Below are 18310 nucleotides of genomic sequence, written 5' to 3' on the forward strand. Positions count from 1 at the left end.
TTTTTCCTGAATTATGTCTGGGAAACGCTGTGAACGAAGACTGTTACTAACCACCGTTGAGCAGGTTCTATCAATGTTTTAAGGTAATTCACAGTACTTTTTATCGTTCTAAAGATAAAAATAGGAAGTTTCGTTATAAACTGTGCACTTAGCTCCTCTCGTTTGATCACATCCCTGTGTGAATGGCTTGATAGGCTTGTATTTTAAGTTATTACGTCAAAAATATACTTCTATGATAGATACCGATACTAGTATGACCGAAACAAACGACGATAACAAAAAGCGCGCCTCTTTGCTCAAACGCATGCTGCCACTTCTTATATTGGTTGCAGGGTTGATTGCCGTTTACGCATTGGGATGGCACCAATATCTCAGCTTTGACGCATTGAAGGAGAATAGAGAGGCATTGAACGGATTCGTTCAAGATCGTACTTTCTTTGCCATTGTTTCTTTTGTCGCTCTCTATGCCATAGCGATAGCATTTTCGATTCCCGGTGGTTCGTTTCTAACCATTGCGGGGGGATTCCTTTTTGGAACATGGTTTGGTGGTATCTATGCCGTCGTTGCCGCGACGATTGGGTCTACCTTGGTGTTCTTAGCCGCAAAGACAGCATTTCGGGATATCTTGCGGGAAAAAGCACAAGGCTATCTGAAAAAGATGGAACAAGGCTTTCACGAAAACGAACTGAGTTACCTTTTGATCCTCAGATTGGTTCCTTTGTTTCCATTTTGGCTGGTTAATCTTGTTCCTGCTTTTGTGGGCGTTTCTCTTAGAAACTATGTAATTGCAACATTTGTTGGCATCATTCCCGGAACCTTTGTTTATGCATCTGTTGGGAATGGTTTAGATGCTCTGTTCCGAAGTGGCGGCACACCTGATTTAGGTATTATCCTCAAGCCAGAGATACTTTTACCTATATTGGGTCTTGCACTTCTGTCCTTCATTCCTGTCCTCTACAAAAAATTTGGAAAGAAAAACCAGGCTTAATTATGGCCTGTATCCTCGGGGTGCTGAATAAGGCTCTCGGTTGATTCGGTGGCTTGTATGGTTTGGGAATCGTAAAGAACATTTAATTTAAGGACTTCTCCATGGAAAATAACACGATCAAAACAGATATTTGCGTTATTGGTGGTGGGTCAGCTGGTTTGTCTATTGCCGCTGGTGCGGTTCAAATGGGTGCAGACACCGTGCTTGTCGAAGCGGGTAAAATGGGGGGCGACTGCCTAAATTATGGCTGTGTTCCCTCCAAGGCGCTTCTTACGGCGGGCAAAGCTGCTCGTAGCTGGAGAAAATCACCTGAATTTGGTGTAACTTACGAGGCGCCAGAAGTGGATTTTCAAAAAGTTCATGATCACGTGAAAGAAGTGATTGCTGATATAGAACCACATGATTCTGTCGAACGTTTTGAATCATTGGGGGTCAAGGTTATTCAGGCCCCGGGGACGTTTGTAGATGCCAAGACCTTAAAGGCTGGCGATGTCACCATTCAGGCGCGACGTTTTGTTATTGCGACGGGATCTCGTGGAATGGTTCCGCCAATCAAAGGCATTGAAGACGTCCCGTTTCTGACCAACGAATCTGTTTTTGATCTGACGGATTTACCAAAAAAAATCATTATTGTTGGTGGTGGCCCAATTGGGTGCGAGCTGGGGCAGGCTTTCCGCAATTTGGGAAGTGAGGTCTCTATTGTCGAGATGGCAAGTATAATGCCAAAGGACGATCCTGATCTGGTGTCTGTTATTCGTGATCGCTTAGCGGGTGATGGGATTTCTCTCTTGGAACAGACGAAAGTTCTCTCCGCAAGTAAAAGCCCAGATGGTGTAAGCCTTCGTGTTGAGGCTGATGGTGAAGAGCGCGAAATTAACGGTACACACCTTTTGTTGGCGGCGGGACGTATTCCCAATCTTGAAAAGCTTAACCTTGAATCTGCTGGCGTCAAATATGAACGACAGGGAATTCAGGTCGATAAAGGTCTAAGAACCTCTAACCGTAAGATTTATGCGGCTGGTGATGTGACAGGTGGCTATCAGTTTACGCACATGGCGGCCTATGATGCGGGCATTATTATTCGAAGTGCTTTGTTTCGATTACCCGCAAAAGTTTCGTACAACGCGGTGCCGTGGGTAACCTATACAGACCCTGAGTTGGCGCAAGTTGGTCTATCTGAGGCTGATGTAAAAAAGCAGGGCGTTCAGCACAAAATTCTTAACTGGTCTTTCGCGGATAATGATCGTGCTCGGGCGGAACGTCGAACCGAAGGAAAGATCAAGGTGATCACGAGCCAGAAAGGTAAAATTCTGGGGGCGTCTATTGTTGGAATTCAGGCCGGTGAATTGATACTGCCTTGGGGACTTGCCTTGTCCAAAGGTTTGAAAATCGGCGATATGGCAAATGTGATTGCCCCCTATCCAACGCTTTCTGAAGTCAGTAAACGTGTGGCGGGCAGCTACTATACAGAATCGTTGTTTAGTGATCGTGTGAAGAAGATTGTTCGTTTTCTTGCCAAGTTTGGATAAGCTTCACTTAATCTTTGAAAATGAAATAGTGAGCTCATGGCTGGAAAAATTCAACTGCCACCCTTTATCACCAGTTTGTCAGCGAAGCTATTGGTGCTGACGGCTATCTTTGTGTTGTTGGCAGAAATTTTGATCTTTGCACCTTCCATAGCACGGTTCCGGTTTGTCTATCTTCAAGAACATCTGGCGGATGCGCACCTAGCTATACTTGCTCTGGATGCAACCGATGACATGATGGTGAGTGAAGACCTTGAAAAAGAGCTTCTGAGCCACGTGAATGCTTTGGCGGTTGCCCTGCAAAGGCCCGGACAGGGAAAGCTGAAGCTCATGAGTAGTGCAGAGGTCGAAATTGATGAGACTTACGACTTGAGAGAGGAAAGTTTCTTTGGCCTGATAAAGGATGCTTTTGTTGCTCTTGGTCAAACACGGCATCGTATTCTTAGAATCGTCGGTCCTTCGCCAAAAAATGATGAGGTTCTCGTCGAGGTGGTAATGAGCGAAACACCTATGCGTTGGGATATGTATGAATATTCTTGGCGGATTTTGGCGCTTTCTTTGGGGATTGCGTTGATGACGGCGGCGCTTGTTTTTATCAGTCTGCATTGGTTAATGGTCCAGCCTTTACGACGGATCACACGCAGCATGATTAAATTCAGAGATGCCCCAGAAGATGCGACTCGTATCATCAGGCCATCCTCTCGAACTGATGAAGTCGGAATCGCTGAATCCGAACTGGCATCAATGCAGGTTTCGTTACAATCCTCTTTGGGGCAGAAAACCCGGCTGGCGGCGATAGGCACTGCTGCGGCCAAAATTAACCATGACCTGCGAAATGGGCTGGCTACGGCTCGGTTGATTTCTGACCGGTTAAACCGAAGCGAAGATCCCGAGGTTCGAGAGGTTGCCCCGGTTTTACTGGCGGCGATTGATCGAGCTGTTCATATCTGTGGACAGATGCTTAACTTTTCCAAAGAAGGTACGCCACAGCTCGATATTATGGATTTTGACCTTCACGAACTGGCTGGTGAGGTCGCGGATACGATTCAAATCGCCGAATCTGTTGATATCACTGTCCAGAATCATATACCGCCGGGCACGAATGTTTCAGGTGACTGGGAGCAGCTTTACAGGGTTTTTGAAAACCTTGCTCGAAATGCAGAACAAGCTGGTGCCAAGACCGCAGAGATTAGATTGCAAACCGAGCTGGATTGTTTGATCGTCTCAATCGCTGATGATGGGCCTGGAATCCCGCCCGAAATGAGGTCAAACCTTTTTAAACCGTTCAAAGGCTCTACACGTAAAAACGGGTCTGGCTTGGGACTCGCAATAACCCGGGATTTAATGCGGGCACACGGCGGGGATATTTGGCTAGATGTTTCCGAACTTGGCGGGGCCTGCTTCTGTTTAGAGCTCCCGATCAAGTCCAGTGTGTCGAGCTCTAAGCCACAGTTATTTGGTTGATTTACAGCTTTCAAAGCTCAATATTCATAAGAAATTTATTGTCGCCAAATTGCTCGATAACTTTCCATCCCATTGCGCGGTAAATTTCTGGAGTCAGGGTATAAAGAAATAATTGTTTTTCTTCTCGATCACGTGCGATCTGTCCAACAAGTGCGACTAACTTTCGAGCAACGCCTTTGCGTCGATGGGCAGGAGCAACATACAGAGCTGCCAACCATGGACGGCAATGTTTATAATCTTCGTGATCGTTTTCAATTAAGAGAGCTGTCCCGATAGGCTTGTTATCGGATAACGCGACAAAAGCTTGCTCTGTACTATCGTCCTCTGTCATTCGTTGATAACTTTTGAGAACGTTTTCCTTTGTCCAGCCGTAACTCTTTCCCCAAGTTATGTATTCCCAATCAGCGCAGATTTCGATGCAATCAGGATGATTACGAAGGAAATCTACGTTGATTATCATGAGGGCTAGTCCAGTGTGTAGAGTTGAAGCTTTAGGTACTCAGATTCGGGTAAGAACGGATGTACAGGATGATCTGGACCGGCCCCCCGGGTAAAGAGTAGGCGGGATTTCCTGGTCGCATCTAAAAGACCTTTACGAGTCTGATCTGCAAAATTGTCGATATCCATGTGATGAGAACATGATGCCACAACAAGGTAACCACCGGGCTTAACAAGCTTGGCGGCGAGTCTGGCGAGTTTTCTATAACCTTTTGAGCCTTGTTGAATATCTTTTTTGCTTTTTACAAAGGCTGGGGGATCAACAATAACGAGATCAAAGCTCTTGCCGTCATTTGCCAATTTGGCAAGATGATTAAAGACTTCAGCTTTTACAAAAGTACATTTATCTGCAACGCCGTTTTCTTCGGCAGCTTTGGCAGCCAAATCCAGCGCAGTTTGGCTGCGATCGACTGTTGTAACAGATTTGGCACCTGCGAGTGCGGATTGAACTGTGAAGCCACCAGCAAAGGAGTAACAATCGAGAACATCCGCGTCTTTGGCAAAACGAGCAGCGAGTGTTCTGTTGTCACGTTGATCAAAGAACCAACCGGTTTTTTGGCCTTCTTGAAGTTCAGCAAAGAATGTTGCATCGTGCTCAATGACCTTGATGGGGCCGTCCAGCACGCCTTTGGCAACCTTGTCATAGCATTCGAGGCCTTCAAGTAAACGCGAAGGTGTGTCATTTCGAAGAACAACGGTTTTGGGATCCAGTACTTGATCCAGAGCGGAAAGCAATGCGGGCAAAAGGTTTTCGATCCCTGCAGTATTAACTTGTAGGACCAAAGTATCACCATACCGATCAATAATCGTTCCCGGAATACCATCTGCTTCAGCGTGAATCAGACGGTAGTAAGGAACACTAAACAGGGTTTCACGTAGCGATAGAGCTTTTCGCAAAATTTCTGCAAAAAAATCTTCGTCAATAATTGTTTTGGCGCTAGAGCTAAGCAAGCGAGCAGAGATCAATGGCTGGCGGTTGTATATTGCTGTACCTAATGGTTGGCCATCATTGGCTTCGATCCTAACGACCGTTCCTGCCGGAATTTGTTTGGTTTCTGCGCTGACCTCAATTTCGTTGGAAAAGACCCAGGGATAACCATTCAACAGTCTCTTCTGTGCCTTTGGTCTCAGGCGAATGGTCGGGCGTTGTTTGAGATCGAGAGCAGCGCTCATAATAGTTCTTTCGTTAGGGATGAATTTGACGGCAGTCTAGTGAAATCTGCGGCCCCTGCAAGCTTAGGCTTGCAGGTTAGTATAACGAAGGAAAAGGGGGAGGGCGAATTGTTGCGATGCAATAAGTGCTTTGCTAGGATTTACAGTAAAGCTGTTTGTGTCGTGATTGACGTTTGTTTATAACGGCGCGCAAGTATTTTGTTTCAATATAATGCCCCTTATCGGGGTTTAATAGGAAGAGTAATGCGTATTGTAAAATCCAAACGGGATCTTCGCGCGCTTGTTTCTAGCTGGAAGGCCGATAAACAAGAAGTTGGCGTGGTGATGACCATGGGAGCACTGCACGAGGGGCATCTCTCGCTTGTTGGTGCCGCCAAGACGGATAATGATCGCGTTATTGCTACGATTTTTGTTAATCCCAAGCAGTTCGATAATAAGGCTGATCTGGATGCCTATCCGGTGGATACTGATGCGGATCTGAAAAAGCTTGAGGACGCAGGCGTAGATCTCGTTTATCTCCCCCAAGCAGAAGAGGTTTATCCAAAAGGATACAGTACTACTGTTGCCGTGGGGACGATGCAGGATTGCCTTTGCGGGGCAACACGCCCTGGGCATATGGACGGGGTTACAACAGTTGTTTCTAAACTGCTTATTCAAACGTCACCGGATCGAGCCTATTTTGGACAAAAAGATTTTCAGCAGTATTTATTGATCCAGCGGGTTGCCAGTGATCTTGACTTGGATGTTGATGTTATCGGGGTTCCGACAGTTCGCGAAGGTGATCATCTTGCTTTGTCTTCCCGAAATCGTCGGCTATCAGCAGACCAACGTGCCATTGCACCGACTTTGTATAAGGTGGAAAGCACCATTGCAGATTTGATTCGTCAAGGCGAAGCCGTTGACCACGTCTTGGAATGGGGACGAAAAGTTATTCTGGATAGTGGGTTTGATCGAATCGACTATCTTGAGGTTCGATCAGAAGAAGATCTTGAGCTTTTCAGTGATGTTGCTGATCGGGATAATTTGTTAAGTGGGCGTATTTTTGTTGCTGCTTGGCTTGGCAATACCCGGCTGATTGATAACTATCCAATCAGCCGGTAGAGCCGAATACTTTACGACGTTTAGTTAGTCGTATTTACCCTGAACCAATGGTGGGACAGTTTGTAGGGCAAGATCCCAAGGGAAGTAAATCCAGGTATCTTGGCTGACCTCTGTAATGAAGCTGTCAACGATATCACGGCCAGCTGGTTTGGCGTAGAGTGTTGCAAAGTGAGCATCTGGCATCATCTCACGCACGGCGCGTGCTGTTTTTCCTGTGTCGACCAAATCGTCAACAATCAGCCAGCCTTTACTTTCTTTTGGTGACTCTTTGAGAACTTTGAGCTCACCTTGTTTGTTCTCGCTGGAATAGCTAACGATACAAACGGTGTCGATAAGGCGGATATCCAGTTCGCGCGCGATAATAGCCGCAGGTACCAGGCCACCACGTGTAACAGCTAGAATACCTTCAAAAGGGCCTTCGTTCATCAGGCGCCATGACAAGGCCTTGGCATCACGATGTAATTGTTCCCATGATACGGGAAAAGTTTTTGGTTGTTCGGACACGGTTTTCGACTCCAATTTTAAATGATGCCGGAATAAAGCAGAACTGGCGAAAAATCTCAACCTTTAGAAGGGCAAACCTTGCTTGCCCTGATTGCAACGCTACAAATTTAGTGTAGCAGAGGTGCCGCGATGGATGAAAGAGAGCTTATGGCAAGAATCGAAAAGGCAATCGTCCGAAGCTTTTCAGGAGAAAACGCGTGGCCGAGTTTAACGCCTAAATGTGAGCCCAGTGCGATCAATGGAGAAAAAGCAAGGCCGTAAAGCATAGGTGAAAAGACGCTGTCGCCCAGAACAAAGTATAGTACAACTGCATTTATCGGCGCTGATGCAAGAAAGCTGGCAAAAAGAAAACTTCTTATCTGTCCGTTTGTCCATTTGTGGGCCATGACCCATAAAACAATTGGTGGGCCTCCAACAGCAATTAGTCCTGCTGTGTAGCCGCTGGCACCAAATGCAATGAATGTCCAGAAGGGATGAAGCTTCTCTTGGGGGGATGGCCTGACGATAAGCTGAAGAACCACAATTCCAAGAATGAGAAGGCCGACCAGTTGTTCAATTTGGTCTTTGTCTATGGTTGTGGTGATGTACCCAAGAGAAAGAATGCCCAAAGGCAATGTTATGTACCTGATCACAGATCCTTTTATCAAAGGCTCATACTGGATGTGATCGCGTAGCTTGTAGACCCCGACAAGAAGCTGAGCGAGGCCCGCGGTTAAAAGTAGTGGTACAATTGTGGTCAGTTCGACGCCGAGCAGGGTCAGGAAGGTTAGGGCAATTAGCCCAAAGGCAAAACCGACAGCCCCTTGAATCAAACTGGATATAAATAGAATAAAGGCGACGATGGGGATTAGGTCCGCTGACAAGGGAAGATCCAAGCTAAAAAATGAGTAAAGTGACTGAGCATGCTCTGAAGTATTTTTGCGAACGGGTCAATAGACTATAGGGGATAAGAGATGAGTGTTTATGGAGGGGCTTGTATTATTCTGTGGTGTTCTGGCTCGGGTGATATTTCGAGACACAAAAAAAAGCGGCACCAAAATGATACCGCTTTTTTATAATTACTTAGATCCTGTTACCGTAGGTAAACATGAACCTCTGGGACCTGAGCACCCGGATTACTGGTTGATGAAAGCGATACGTGAGAAGCTGGTAAACCAAGCTTCGTCAATGAGCGCATAACATCTTCACCGTATTTGCGGGATTTGCTCGTTGCTAATGCAATTTGAGCTGAATTTCCACGAGCCGGGGCAACCGTCACCAAGTCAAAAGCTGAGCTCGGGCGACGATCCAATGCGCGACTAACGGCAGTGAAAAGGGCTTGTTCGTAATTCACGTTAGGCTGATCAAAACGAATGATGGCCAAAGGTGGTTGACGACCAACAAGGCCAGCCGATCCGCCTGGTGGAGGAGGAACAGGAAGGCCAAACGTTCTGCTTCCTAGATTGCCACCAATGAACTCACCATTATCAACGGCAACCTGAAGTGCTGTCAGATTTGTGCGTTCAGCAGAGAAGTAATTCTGTGTACGCGCAATATCTTCGGTCAACTCATTCATCAGGCGATCAAGAATAACAACCGTCTGGTTGGCTTCGTCTTCCAGAACAGCAAGCTGTCTGTGATCTTCATCCAAGGCACCACGTAGTTCATACGTTGATTTCGCTGAATCCAGAACGAAGGCGGCAAGGGCAGAAGTTGATCCTGCTTCGTTGGAAAGGCTGTTTAAATTGGTGATACTCGCACCAACAGCTTCCAGTTCTTGCTGTGCTTTATTCCAGCCGTTCACCATCTGTGGGTTACCCGGCGTGGTCCCAACCTGAAGACGCGTATTCATCGCAGCAATAATGGAATGGTAAGTTCCGGCACTGCCGCGTGCGTTGTTACGCTGTGTCTGCAAGTTGTTATTATGATGTATCAAACGGGCTTGAAGCCTCGAAAGATCACCGCGTAGCTCTTCAACCTTTTTGCCAACATGCGTTCCTGTTGGTTGTCCCGGCGTTACCCCCGGAGATTCAAAAATGGTTGAGCCCAGCAAAGGCAAGCCAGAGATGTTATCGGTTACAACTGTATCAGGAACGACAGGTGCCTCTGCAGCAGTCGTCGTTGCATCTTCTACAGTTTCTTCCCCGACGATAGAAGGCCACAAGGCTTCTTCGGTAAAAGAACAACCATTTAATAACATCACCGCAGCCAAAGCTGTAACGGTATTACGCAAAACAGAGGATTTAATGGATCCCATTGACAAGTCCGCACTGTTGATTGTGATCAGCCAAATATATCATCTCTCAAATCTAGTATTATTACTATAATTGATACGGGAAAAACGCCCGAAAAGATACACGAGTTGACCAACCCCCCAAAATACTTAGGCCAGATACTACTTGAAGGGAGTCGCAGGGACAAGAGTTTTCCCACCAACTAATTGATAGTTAGGCATGAGATTAAAAAAAAATACGAATCTGCGATTTAGGGCTTGCATCCTCACAGAAGCAAGAGTAACTTCCGCCTCGTTTTCAGGGATCTACTCTGGAAACGCTTTGAAACGCACCCGTAGCTCAATTGGATAGAGCACTTGACTACGAATCAAGAGGTTTCAGGTTCGAGTCCTGACGGGTGCGCCATTCTGATAAAGCTCGGTCTAAAGCCGGGCTTTTTTCTTGTCTGATTTTTGTGCCTTGTTTCGGTCTTTGGTTTTTTGTGAATCCGCTGGTGCACTTGCCCTAAATAAAAATTATTGTTTGCTTATGCGCATCGCTGCTTTTTTTTATCGCTGGCTTCGGGCTATAAGTTTGTCATCTCACTGTACGGCGGATAATTCTGCTATTATTTTGTAAAAGACAGCTTTGGAATATTTGCGAGGGTATTTTGTCCGCCTACGATTTGTCAGGATTGAATGTGATGGTTGTCGATGATAGTGCGCATATGCTGCGTATTGTTAAGACAATCTTCACTGCAATGGGAATCTTTGATGTTCAATATATTCGCGATGTCGAAGCCGCTAGGGTAGAGCTGAAGTTTAAAAAGCCTGATATTATTATCACGGACTGGGAAATGGAGCCTGTGGATGGTTTGGAATTTACCCGGGACCTGAGAAAAGAAGGCGGTTTTTTTAGTCGTGTTCCGATAATTCTTTTAACGGGACATACTGAATACGACCGAGTGATGGAAGCTATCCAGTCTGGCGTTAGTGATGTTTTGGCAAAGCCTGTTTCAATTGAAATACTTCACCGTCGCCTGTGCCGTATTATTGATATTTCGTCCATGTCTGTCGCTGATGATTCTGAAGATGATGAGTATTTGGAAATCGGGTAACGTATAGAGCGCTTTTTCAGCGAGCGACTTCACTATCAGGTCTTTGTTCTTTTCATTAGTTAATACCGTCAAAGTTTAGGTGAGGCCTTTAATGAGTGCAGAACATTTTTGGAAAGATAAACGGGTTCTTGTAACTGGCGGCGCTGGTTTTATTGGTGCAGAGATTGTTCGACAGTTAAGCCGTTTAGGTGCCGACAAAATTGTTGTTTTGGATAAGCTTACCTATGCCGCTGATCTCAGGCGGTTAGATGGCTTTCAGAAATATTTTTCTATCAACAAAGCTGCACTTGAAGATAATGACGCGGTCAGAAATACTTTCAAAGATGCTCAGCCAGACATTGTGATCCACGCAGCAGCTGAAAGCCATGTTGATCGTTCAATTGATGGACCGGGTGATTTTATAAGCAGTAATATTATCGGAACTTTTAATTTACTACAGAACTCCCTAAGTTTCTGGAGGGAAAAGGGAGCCTCTTCGCAATTTCGATTCCTGCATATCTCTACTGATGAAGTTTACGGTTCCCTTGGGGCAAGTGGCTTTTTCAATGAAGGGAGTTCCTACGATCCCCGGTCACCCTATTCTGCATCGAAAGCGGCCTCAGATCATCTGGTAAAAGCTTGGTGGCATACTTATGGTCTGCCGGTAATGATTACGAACTGTGGTAATAATTATGGTCCATGGCAGTTTCCCGAAAAGCTTATTCCCTTAATGATTGCGAGCGCGATTGACGAGAAAGCTTTGCCGCTTTATGGCGATGGAAGCCAAGTTAGAGAGTGGATACATGTTTCAGATCATGTGGAAGCCCTGCTTCTAACCTTGCAAAAGGGAGATGTTGGTGAAACGTATCTCATTGGGTCTGGAGATGAGCACACAAACCGTTTGGTTGTCGAAGGGATCTGTAACCATCTGAACCAGTGCTATCCGAACAAAGAGAATTTTTCTGATTTGATTGAAAATGTTCAGGACCGCCCCGGTCACGATAAGCGGTATGCTCTGGATGCCTCGAAGTTCAAGGCTAAAACAGGCTGGTCGCCAAAAGTTAGCTTTGAGCAGGGGCTTGTTGATGCTGTTGATTGGTATCTTGAAAACCAATTTTGGTGGCGCGAGATCCAAACCGAAAAGTACAGTCAAGAAAGGTTAGGGGAGCTCTAGGAGTAGAGAACTTGTTAGTAGGCAGATGAAAATTCTAGGGATTAATAGTCTCTAGTTAATGTATCAGTGTCATTTCATTGTATTTGATGTTTTGGCTTTTTGTGGTTCAGGCTGTTTCAGGATCAGCCAGTGATTGCTCTGATAATACCCTGCAAAGCATGCTTAAAGCATCCTGATGTTTTTCATTTTTGATGTTGGTGAAGTTCCGGGCGAGATCCAAACACATCCGTTGGCGTTCGCTCACGGTACCTTGCGTGTCATGAAGGCCTTCGTAAAAGAAACTTATTTCTACTCCCAGAGCTTGTGAGATTTCGTACAAACGACCAGCAGAAACCCTGTTTATACCGCGTTCATACTTATGAGCTTGTTGGTAAGTTACCCCGATTAAATCGGCTAGCTGCTGCTGCGTCAGGCCCAGCATAGTTCTGCGTTCGCGTATTTTTTGACCTACGTGGTTCTCAATACGGTATGTGTCGAAAGGTTTGTTTTTTGCACGAGTCACGGAATTTACTCACTTAAAACGGATGCTTACATAGCAAGGTGTTTACATTGATTTTAGTGTGAAATAGACCGTTTGAAGGTGAGTTTCAATAGAAATTGTATAAAATGTTTTGAGAATTATGTTTTGTACTTGTGTGGGGTGTGTATTAACTTTCTGTTAACCAATATTGGGTGATTATTCTATGAACGGTATTGAAGGAAATGATTTTTGTATTTTTCGCTTATTGTGAAGCTAAATTTGGATATTTAGTTTGCTCTATGAATTTTGCTTAATATTTTGTTCTCAAAGCGAAAATAAGTTTCTTGCAACTGAATTGATAAAACCTTTATACAAAACTCATTATTTATTTTTTTGCGATTAATTATTAACTGGATTCAGTATTCGTTAATGACTTAATCGCTATTATTCATTTGAATTTAACGTGAATATCGGTGTCTTGTGCGGGTATTTATAGTTGTCCATCTTCAGGTAGGAGTAGACAGACCGTGCTCCGGTCCGCTCGTGATAATAATATAGATCTTTCTCTTCTGGACCAGATGACGACCGCATTGGAGTCATCTGGTGATGTCATGTACGAATGGGACTTGGCAACAGATAGCCTTATGTGGTTGGGCAGAGTTGCGTCTCTTTTTGGCTTGGATGATAATTTGATTCCAGCCACAGGTGAAACCTTTCACAATCGTATTAACCCCGAAGATCTTCCAGCAAGAATGCGTAATTTAACGGACCATTTTTCTGGTGAGGCCCTCTACGATTGCGAATATCGCATTCGGGATGGCGCGGGTAATTTTCAATGGGTCCACGATAGAGGGTCGGTTGATGTTTCGACCACAGGGGCACCAACACGGTTGACTGGTGTGCTACGCCCCGTAACTGTCAAAAAACAGGCAGAGGCAAGGCTTGAATATCTTGCCAGCTACGATGAGCTTTCTGGGCATTTTAATAAGTTGAGGTTAAGGGAATCTCTGGATTTCTCTCTTGAGCAGGCTATCCGATACAGTAATGTGGGCACTTTCTTGGCCGTTGGTGTCGATCATCTCGGTATGATTAACACCGCTTATGGCTTTGAAGCGGGTGATGCCGTTTTGGTCGAGGTTGGCGAACGCTTGGATAAAAGCATTCGGGGGGCTGATATTGTTGGTCGCCTTGGGGGCGATCGATTCGGTGTAATCATGAGTGTCGCTTCGCATGAGGAAGCAGACACCATTGCTGATCGCATTTTACAAACCGTTCGTGAAATACCGTTTGAGATAAACAACGAGCGTATTTACGTGACGGTTTCTGTTGGGTTTGTCGATTTTCCTGAACAGACAAAAACCAGTTTTGATGCTTTTGCAAAAGCTGAGAGCGCTTTGTTGGAGGCAAAGTCAAATGGCCGCGACTGTGTTAAACCTTACAAACTAACTGTAGAGCAGTGTGAAAACTATCGAACCAGTATGATTATTGGTGAGGAAGTCAAACTGGCCTTGAAAGAAGACAGGATTGCCTTGGCTTATCAGCCAATTGTCGATTCTGAAAGTCATGAGCTTGTTTTGGTCGAAGCTCTTTTACGCATGTTTGATCGCGATGGAAAGACTGTTCCGGCAGGGCGGTTCATACCTGTTGTCGAACAATTGGGCATGATGCGGGTTATTGATCGTAGAGTTTTGGAATTGGCCTTAGAGGATTTGGTCCGGTATCCGAACATCACGATGTCTTTGAATATATCTGGGCTGACAGCATCAGATCGGAGTTGGCTGAGAGCGTTGTCTTCGCGTGTGAAGTCGAGGCCAGATATTGCCAGTCGGTTGATTGTCGAAATCACAGAAACAGCGGCGCTTCATGACTTGGAAGAGTCAGCGCGTTTTGTCTCTGCTGTAAGGCAACTTGGTTGTAAGGTTGCTATTGATGATTTCGGAGCAGGCTATACAACGTTTAGACATCTTAAAACGCTTACAGTAGATATTATCAAGATAGATGGTTCATTTATTGCTGGTATTCTTGATAATGAGGAAAATCAGATTTTTGTTAGAAATCTTCTGGGTTTAGCCAAAGCGCTAAATCACACAACAATTGCTGAATTTGTTGAAACGGCTGAAGAAGCTGAGTTCCTCTCTCGTGAAGGGATTGACTTGCTTCAGGGTTTTTATTTTGGGAAGCCGGAAATTAAACCTGATTGGCTTATCGAAAATGTTGGGGTTAAAGACGCAATTGTTTTCCCAATATAAGTAACCAGTTCAAAATTTTGTCAATAATAGCTTATTCAAAAATGGCTCCCGATTTCTTGGGAGCCATTTTATTGTTGGGTTTTTCCTACCTAGTCTGTTGACGCGGCGGTTTTGTTGTCGTGCTGGGAGCTATTTTTTTTTGCTTAGGGCGTCGAGTTGTTTTTGCAACTGTTCAACCTGTGTTTTCAAGTCGTCGAACCCACCATTATCAGCCTTAGTTGCGGATCTTTTCACCTCTGGTTCCTCAGTATTTGGTGTTGAGGACGGTTGCGGGTTCTGAAAGGGGGACAGCATTTGCATGGCATTTTCAAAAAGAGCCATGTTTTGTTTGTTCATTTCATCCAGATTGCCAAAAGGAAAAATGCCGCCAAAGGTTTCTTGCATTGATTGGCGCATTTTATCCTGATTTTCCGAAAAACCTTCCATCATGTGTTCCAGATATTTGGGGACAACCCATTGCATGGAATCGCCATAAAGGCTGATCAATTGACGCAAGAAGGAAATAGGTAACAAGTTTTGCCCTTTTGCTTCTTCTTCGACAATGATTTGGGTTAGGACAGATCGTGTGATGTCATTTCCAGACTTCGCATCATAGACAACGAACTCGACGTCATCTTTTACCATCTGGCATAGATGATCCAATGTCACATAACTGCTTGTCGCTGTGTTGTACAAACGTCTGTTTGCATATTTTTTTATAACGATAGTATCGTCATTATTCCCTGATTTTGAGGTCGCCAAGATCCTCGCCTCCAATGCTTATTATGTTTACCAGTTTCTGTTGCTGGCTCATTGCTGTTTGTGCACTGCTTCTTAAATATTGCTGCGCTGCGATGCTCTCTGTCAATGAATTGGGTGTAAAAGCCTTAAAAAAAGAGAATTTTTTGTCTATTTTTCTCATTGCTTGTGCGAATATAGCCATTAGGCAACGCAATACGAATGCGTATACTATGGGAGAGAGGCCTTTTTGGACAGGGAAAAAGATATCGATCAGCTTGCTGATGAATATTTGGATCTATGGATCAGCCATCTTTCCAAACTGCAGCTGACCCCATGGCATTTGATGGCGGATATGTCCGCAGATCTCGATCCTGCGACAATTGATCTGTACAGAAAGTGGGAAGCTTTTTACCATAGCGCCTATCATCCTGATTCAACAGGAGAGGTAAATCCGCTTTTGTCCGTATTGAGAAAAGATATGGGGCATTCAGAAAGGGCTGGAACGGGTGGAAAGCAATCGCAAGAAAAGTCCAATTCCGCTACCAATGCACATGATGTCGGCGTTGATGACGTTGCAGAGCTCAAAGCTCGGCTTGGGGTTCTTGCAAGGCGAATTGCCGAACTCGAAGCTGACTCTGGAAATACCTGAGAGGATGAAGACAAGGATAGCATCTGAAGTATTAGGTGATGACCCTCTAAAATTTTCTACGGCAATTGATGGCGCTATAGCTCGACGTTTTTCTTTTTATCAAGAGGGAATCAAAAAATATCAAAATGCTGAGTTCGTTAACAAACGAAAGGCAATGCCGACAGTCTGGACGAAAGGTTCAGCCTCTCTTTTGAGTTATAGAAAAGAGGCCGATGATTATCCTCTTTTTGTTATCCCTTCGTTGGTTAACCGCTATTACATTCTTGATTTACTAAAGGAGAACAGTTTCCTCCGATGGCTGGCCAATGAAGGTTGGGGGCCTTACGTAATGGATTGGGGGCATCCTGGCCCGGCCGAGAGCAACTTTGGTCTTGAAGACTATATTGTCCAATATTTATTACCGGCTTTGAAAGAAGTGGAAAAAGGAAGCGGTAAAAAGCCGATCGTAATCGGCTATTGTATGGGGGGAACCTTAGCAACCGCTTTGTCCGTTTTGGCGCAACCGTTGGTCAAGTCCCTCGTACTTATCGCCAGTCCGTGGGATTTTCACGAAAAAGAAGATCAAAGAGCAATTCAACAGGGGCGTTGGCTTCAAAGTCTTTTACCGTGGATAAATACTGTGGGGCACTTTTCTGGCGAGGGGCTGCAAAGTTTGTTTGCGTCTTTGGATCCGACATTGTCGTTACGGAAATTTTTGAATTTTAGGCAACTTGATGTGGATACGGAGCAAGCAAAAGTCTTTATATCTTTGGAAGACTGGTTGAATGATGGGGTGTCTCTTACACAGAAAGTTGCCTGTGAGTGTCTTCAGGAATGGTATGGTGAAAACCTGACTGAAAAAGGTCATTGGGTCGTTTCGGGTGAGAAGATTACTTTAAATAAGGTGCGAGTGCCAACCTTGTCTGTTGTGTCTGATAATGACCGGATTGTGCCGAAGGTGTCATCTCTTGCGCTGTCTGCCGGTATTGATCGCAGTACGTTGGTCGAAACCCCATTGGGGCACATTGGTATTATGGTTAGTCGCAATGCACAATCAAAAGTCTGGAATCCAATTATGGATTGGATGGAACAATTTAGATCGTAAAAATGCAATATAATTTCAATATTTGGCGATAAAAGTAAATTTTTATGTCACAATAGTGCAATAATGTCTTGATTTATGATGGCTAGCCTCGTTATGGTTTATATAATAATTTTGCAGTGCAGCATTGTGCTGAGAGTGAACAGGATAAGGTAAACTGGTTGTTCAGGGGAATACGAGCTTCTGGTTTTATGGAATTATTTTTTGAGATACAGCTTTTCTGAAAGGTATCTGTAATGTCTGGTGTTGTTATTGTTGGGGCGGCGAGAACCCCGGTTGGCGCGTTTGGTGGGGGCCTCTCAACGGTTCCTGCCGCGGAACTTGGAACGATTGCTATTCGCGAAGCGCTTGCACGCGCAGGTGTTTCACCTGAAAGTGTCGACGAAGTCATCCTTGGTCAAATTTTGACGGCAGGGGATGGCCAGAATCCTGCTCGTCAAGCCGCGTTGGGCGCTGGTATTCCAAACGAAAAGACTGCCTATCTCATCAATCAGATTTGCGGATCAGGGTTGCGGACGGTGGCGTTAGGGTATCAATCCATTGCCTTGGGTGATGCCGATGTCGTCGTTGCTGGCGGTCAAGAGAACATGAGCCTGGCTCCGCATGTCTCGCACATGCGTACGGGAACCAAAATGGGTGATGTCAAACTTGTTGATACGATGATCAAGGACGGATTGTGGTGCGCAATGAATGATTACCACATGGGAAAAACAGCAGAAAATATCGCAACAAAATTTAATATATCCCGTGAAGATCAAGATGCTTTTGCTGCCGGGTCTCAGCAAAAAGCTGCGATTGCGCAGGAAGCTGGATACTTCAAGGATGAGATTGTTCCTGTCACAGTTAAAACCCGACGCAGTGAAGTTGTTGTCGCGACAGACGAACATCCAAAGCCTGATACAACGGCTGAAGGGCTTGCCAAGTTAAGAGCCGCATTTGATCGTGAAGGCACTGTAACGGCAGGAAATGCATCAGGCATTAATGATGGTGCGGCCGCGGTTGTGATGATGTCTGAAAGCAAGGCGCAAGCTGATGGCATTAAGCCGCTGGCGAAAATTGTATCTTGGGCAACGGCTGGTGTGGACCCCGCCATTATGGGGACTGGTCCTATTCCGGCCAGCCGTAAGGCACTAGAAAAAGCCGGGTGGACGATTGACGATGTCGAGTTGGTTGAAGCCAACGAAGCATTTGCTGCGCAAGCCATCGCTGTTAACCGGGAACTTGGCTGGAATGAGGATATTGTGAACGTAAACGGTGGTGCAATTGCTCTGGGACACCCAATTGGGGCTTCAGGTGCGCGTGTCCTTGTGACGCTGCTTCATGAAATGCAGCGACGTGATGTTAAAAAAGGATTAGCGACCCTTTGTATCGGCGGCGGACAGGGAATTGCTCTCTGTGTTGAGCGCGATTAAGAAAATCAGGGAGACTGTCGATG

General features: G+C 45.3%; 17 protein-coding genes and 1 tRNA gene. 11 read left to right on the forward strand and 7 right to left on the reverse strand.

Annotation, left to right across the window (positions count from 1 at the left end; genetic code table 11):
- Positions 1–253 precede the first annotated feature (253 nt).
- From ACN0W5_RS02700 to ACN0W5_RS02710, 3 genes are all read left to right on the forward strand, one after another.
- The gene (locus ACN0W5_RS02700; RefSeq protein WP_417452711.1) at positions 254–988 is read left to right on the forward strand and encodes a TVP38/TMEM64 family protein; all 735 of its coding nucleotides are present in this window, start codon (positions 254–256) and stop codon (positions 986–988) included.
- Positions 989–1089: 101 nt separating this feature from the next.
- Complete coding sequence (locus ACN0W5_RS02705) at positions 1090–2517, forward strand: dihydrolipoyl dehydrogenase family protein (protein ID WP_417452712.1); 1428 nt, start codon at positions 1090–1092, stop codon at positions 2515–2517.
- A 36-nt stretch (positions 2518–2553) separates the two neighbouring features.
- Positions 2554–3978, forward strand: coding sequence for an ATP-binding protein (locus tag ACN0W5_RS02710; protein WP_417452713.1), 1425 nt, complete (start codon positions 2554–2556; stop codon positions 3976–3978).
- 10 nt (positions 3979–3988) lie between these two features.
- On the opposite strand, the gene ACN0W5_RS02715 is transcribed toward ACN0W5_RS02710, so the two are convergent.
- Both ACN0W5_RS02715 and ACN0W5_RS02720 read right to left on the reverse strand, forming a co-directional pair.
- The gene (locus ACN0W5_RS02715) at positions 3989–4438 is read right to left on the reverse strand and encodes a GNAT family N-acetyltransferase (RefSeq protein ID WP_417452714.1); all 450 of its coding nucleotides are present in this window, start codon (positions 4436–4438) and stop codon (positions 3989–3991) included.
- 5 nt (positions 4439–4443) lie between these two features.
- Positions 4444–5649, reverse strand: a complete 1206-nt coding sequence (locus ACN0W5_RS02720; protein ID WP_417452715.1) for a class I SAM-dependent rRNA methyltransferase — start codon at positions 5647–5649, stop codon at positions 4444–4446.
- Positions 5650–5892: 243 nt separating this feature from the next.
- Between ACN0W5_RS02720 and panC the strand changes: the two genes are divergently transcribed.
- Positions 5893–6750, forward strand: a complete 858-nt coding sequence (panC, locus tag ACN0W5_RS02725; protein WP_417452716.1) for a pantoate--beta-alanine ligase — start codon at positions 5893–5895, stop codon at positions 6748–6750.
- Between the two features lie 24 nt (positions 6751–6774).
- On the opposite strand, the gene gpt is transcribed toward panC, so the two are convergent.
- The 3 genes from gpt to ACN0W5_RS02740 form a co-directional block, all read right to left on the reverse strand.
- A complete protein-coding gene (gpt, locus tag ACN0W5_RS02730; RefSeq protein ID WP_299376667.1) occupies positions 6775–7254 on the reverse strand; it encodes a xanthine phosphoribosyltransferase in 480 nt (159 codons plus the stop codon).
- A gap of 107 nt (positions 7255–7361) precedes the next feature.
- Positions 7362–8117 (reverse strand): TSUP family transporter, encoded by a 756-nt coding sequence (locus ACN0W5_RS02735; protein ID WP_417452717.1) that lies wholly within the window; start codon positions 8115–8117, stop codon positions 7362–7364.
- A 209-nt stretch (positions 8118–8326) separates the two neighbouring features.
- Entirely contained in the window at positions 8327–9490 is a 1164-nt protein-coding gene (locus ACN0W5_RS02740; RefSeq protein ID WP_299376661.1) for a hypothetical protein, read from the reverse strand.
- 305 nt (positions 9491–9795) lie between these two features.
- Between ACN0W5_RS02740 and ACN0W5_RS02745 the strand changes: the two genes are divergently transcribed.
- The 3 genes from ACN0W5_RS02745 to rfbB all read left to right on the forward strand — a co-directional run bounded on the left by ACN0W5_RS02745 (position 9796) and on the right by rfbB (position 11716).
- Positions 9796–9872 (forward strand) — tRNA-Arg (locus ACN0W5_RS02745).
- A gap of 244 nt (positions 9873–10116) precedes the next feature.
- A complete protein-coding gene (locus ACN0W5_RS02750; RefSeq protein WP_417452718.1) occupies positions 10117–10563 on the forward strand; it encodes a response regulator in 447 nt (148 codons plus the stop codon).
- 91 nt (positions 10564–10654) lie between these two features.
- Complete coding sequence (rfbB, locus tag ACN0W5_RS02755; RefSeq protein WP_417452719.1) at positions 10655–11716, forward strand: dTDP-glucose 4,6-dehydratase; 1062 nt, start codon at positions 10655–10657, stop codon at positions 11714–11716.
- Positions 11717–11822: 106 nt separating this feature from the next.
- On the opposite strand, the gene ACN0W5_RS02760 is transcribed toward rfbB, so the two are convergent.
- Positions 11823–12218, reverse strand: a complete 396-nt coding sequence (locus ACN0W5_RS02760; protein WP_417452720.1) for a helix-turn-helix domain-containing protein — start codon at positions 12216–12218, stop codon at positions 11823–11825.
- Positions 12219–12703: 485 nt separating this feature from the next.
- Between ACN0W5_RS02760 and ACN0W5_RS02765 the strand changes: the two genes are divergently transcribed.
- Positions 12704–14425, forward strand: a complete 1722-nt coding sequence (locus ACN0W5_RS02765; RefSeq protein WP_417452721.1) for a putative bifunctional diguanylate cyclase/phosphodiesterase — start codon at positions 12704–12706, stop codon at positions 14423–14425.
- A 129-nt stretch (positions 14426–14554) separates the two neighbouring features.
- Here ACN0W5_RS02765 and phaR read toward each other — a convergent pair whose 3' ends face one another.
- Positions 14555–15166 carry a polyhydroxyalkanoate synthesis repressor PhaR gene (gene phaR, locus ACN0W5_RS02770; protein ID WP_299376646.1) on the reverse strand — a complete coding sequence of 204 codons (612 nt, stop codon included), beginning with the start codon at positions 15164–15166 and terminating at the stop codon, positions 14555–14557.
- A 226-nt stretch (positions 15167–15392) separates the two neighbouring features.
- Between phaR and ACN0W5_RS02775 the strand changes: the two genes are divergently transcribed.
- The 3 genes from ACN0W5_RS02775 (at position 15393) to ACN0W5_RS02785 (ending at position 18287) form a co-directional block, all read left to right on the forward strand.
- Entirely contained in the window at positions 15393–15794 is a 402-nt protein-coding gene (locus tag ACN0W5_RS02775) for a hypothetical protein (protein WP_417452722.1), read from the forward strand.
- A gap of 4 nt (positions 15795–15798) precedes the next feature.
- Positions 15799–16878, forward strand: coding sequence for an alpha/beta fold hydrolase (locus ACN0W5_RS02780; protein ID WP_417452723.1), 1080 nt, complete (start codon positions 15799–15801; stop codon positions 16876–16878).
- Positions 16879–17111: 233 nt separating this feature from the next.
- Positions 17112–18287 (forward strand): acetyl-CoA C-acetyltransferase, encoded by a 1176-nt coding sequence (locus tag ACN0W5_RS02785; protein ID WP_417452724.1) that lies wholly within the window; start codon positions 17112–17114, stop codon positions 18285–18287.
- The last annotated feature ends 23 nt before the right edge of the window (positions 18288–18310 follow it).

Origin of the sequence: Kiloniella sp., from assembly GCF_048270245.1 — a bacterium.
Classification (GTDB): domain Bacteria; phylum Pseudomonadota; class Alphaproteobacteria; order Kiloniellales; family Kiloniellaceae; genus Kiloniella.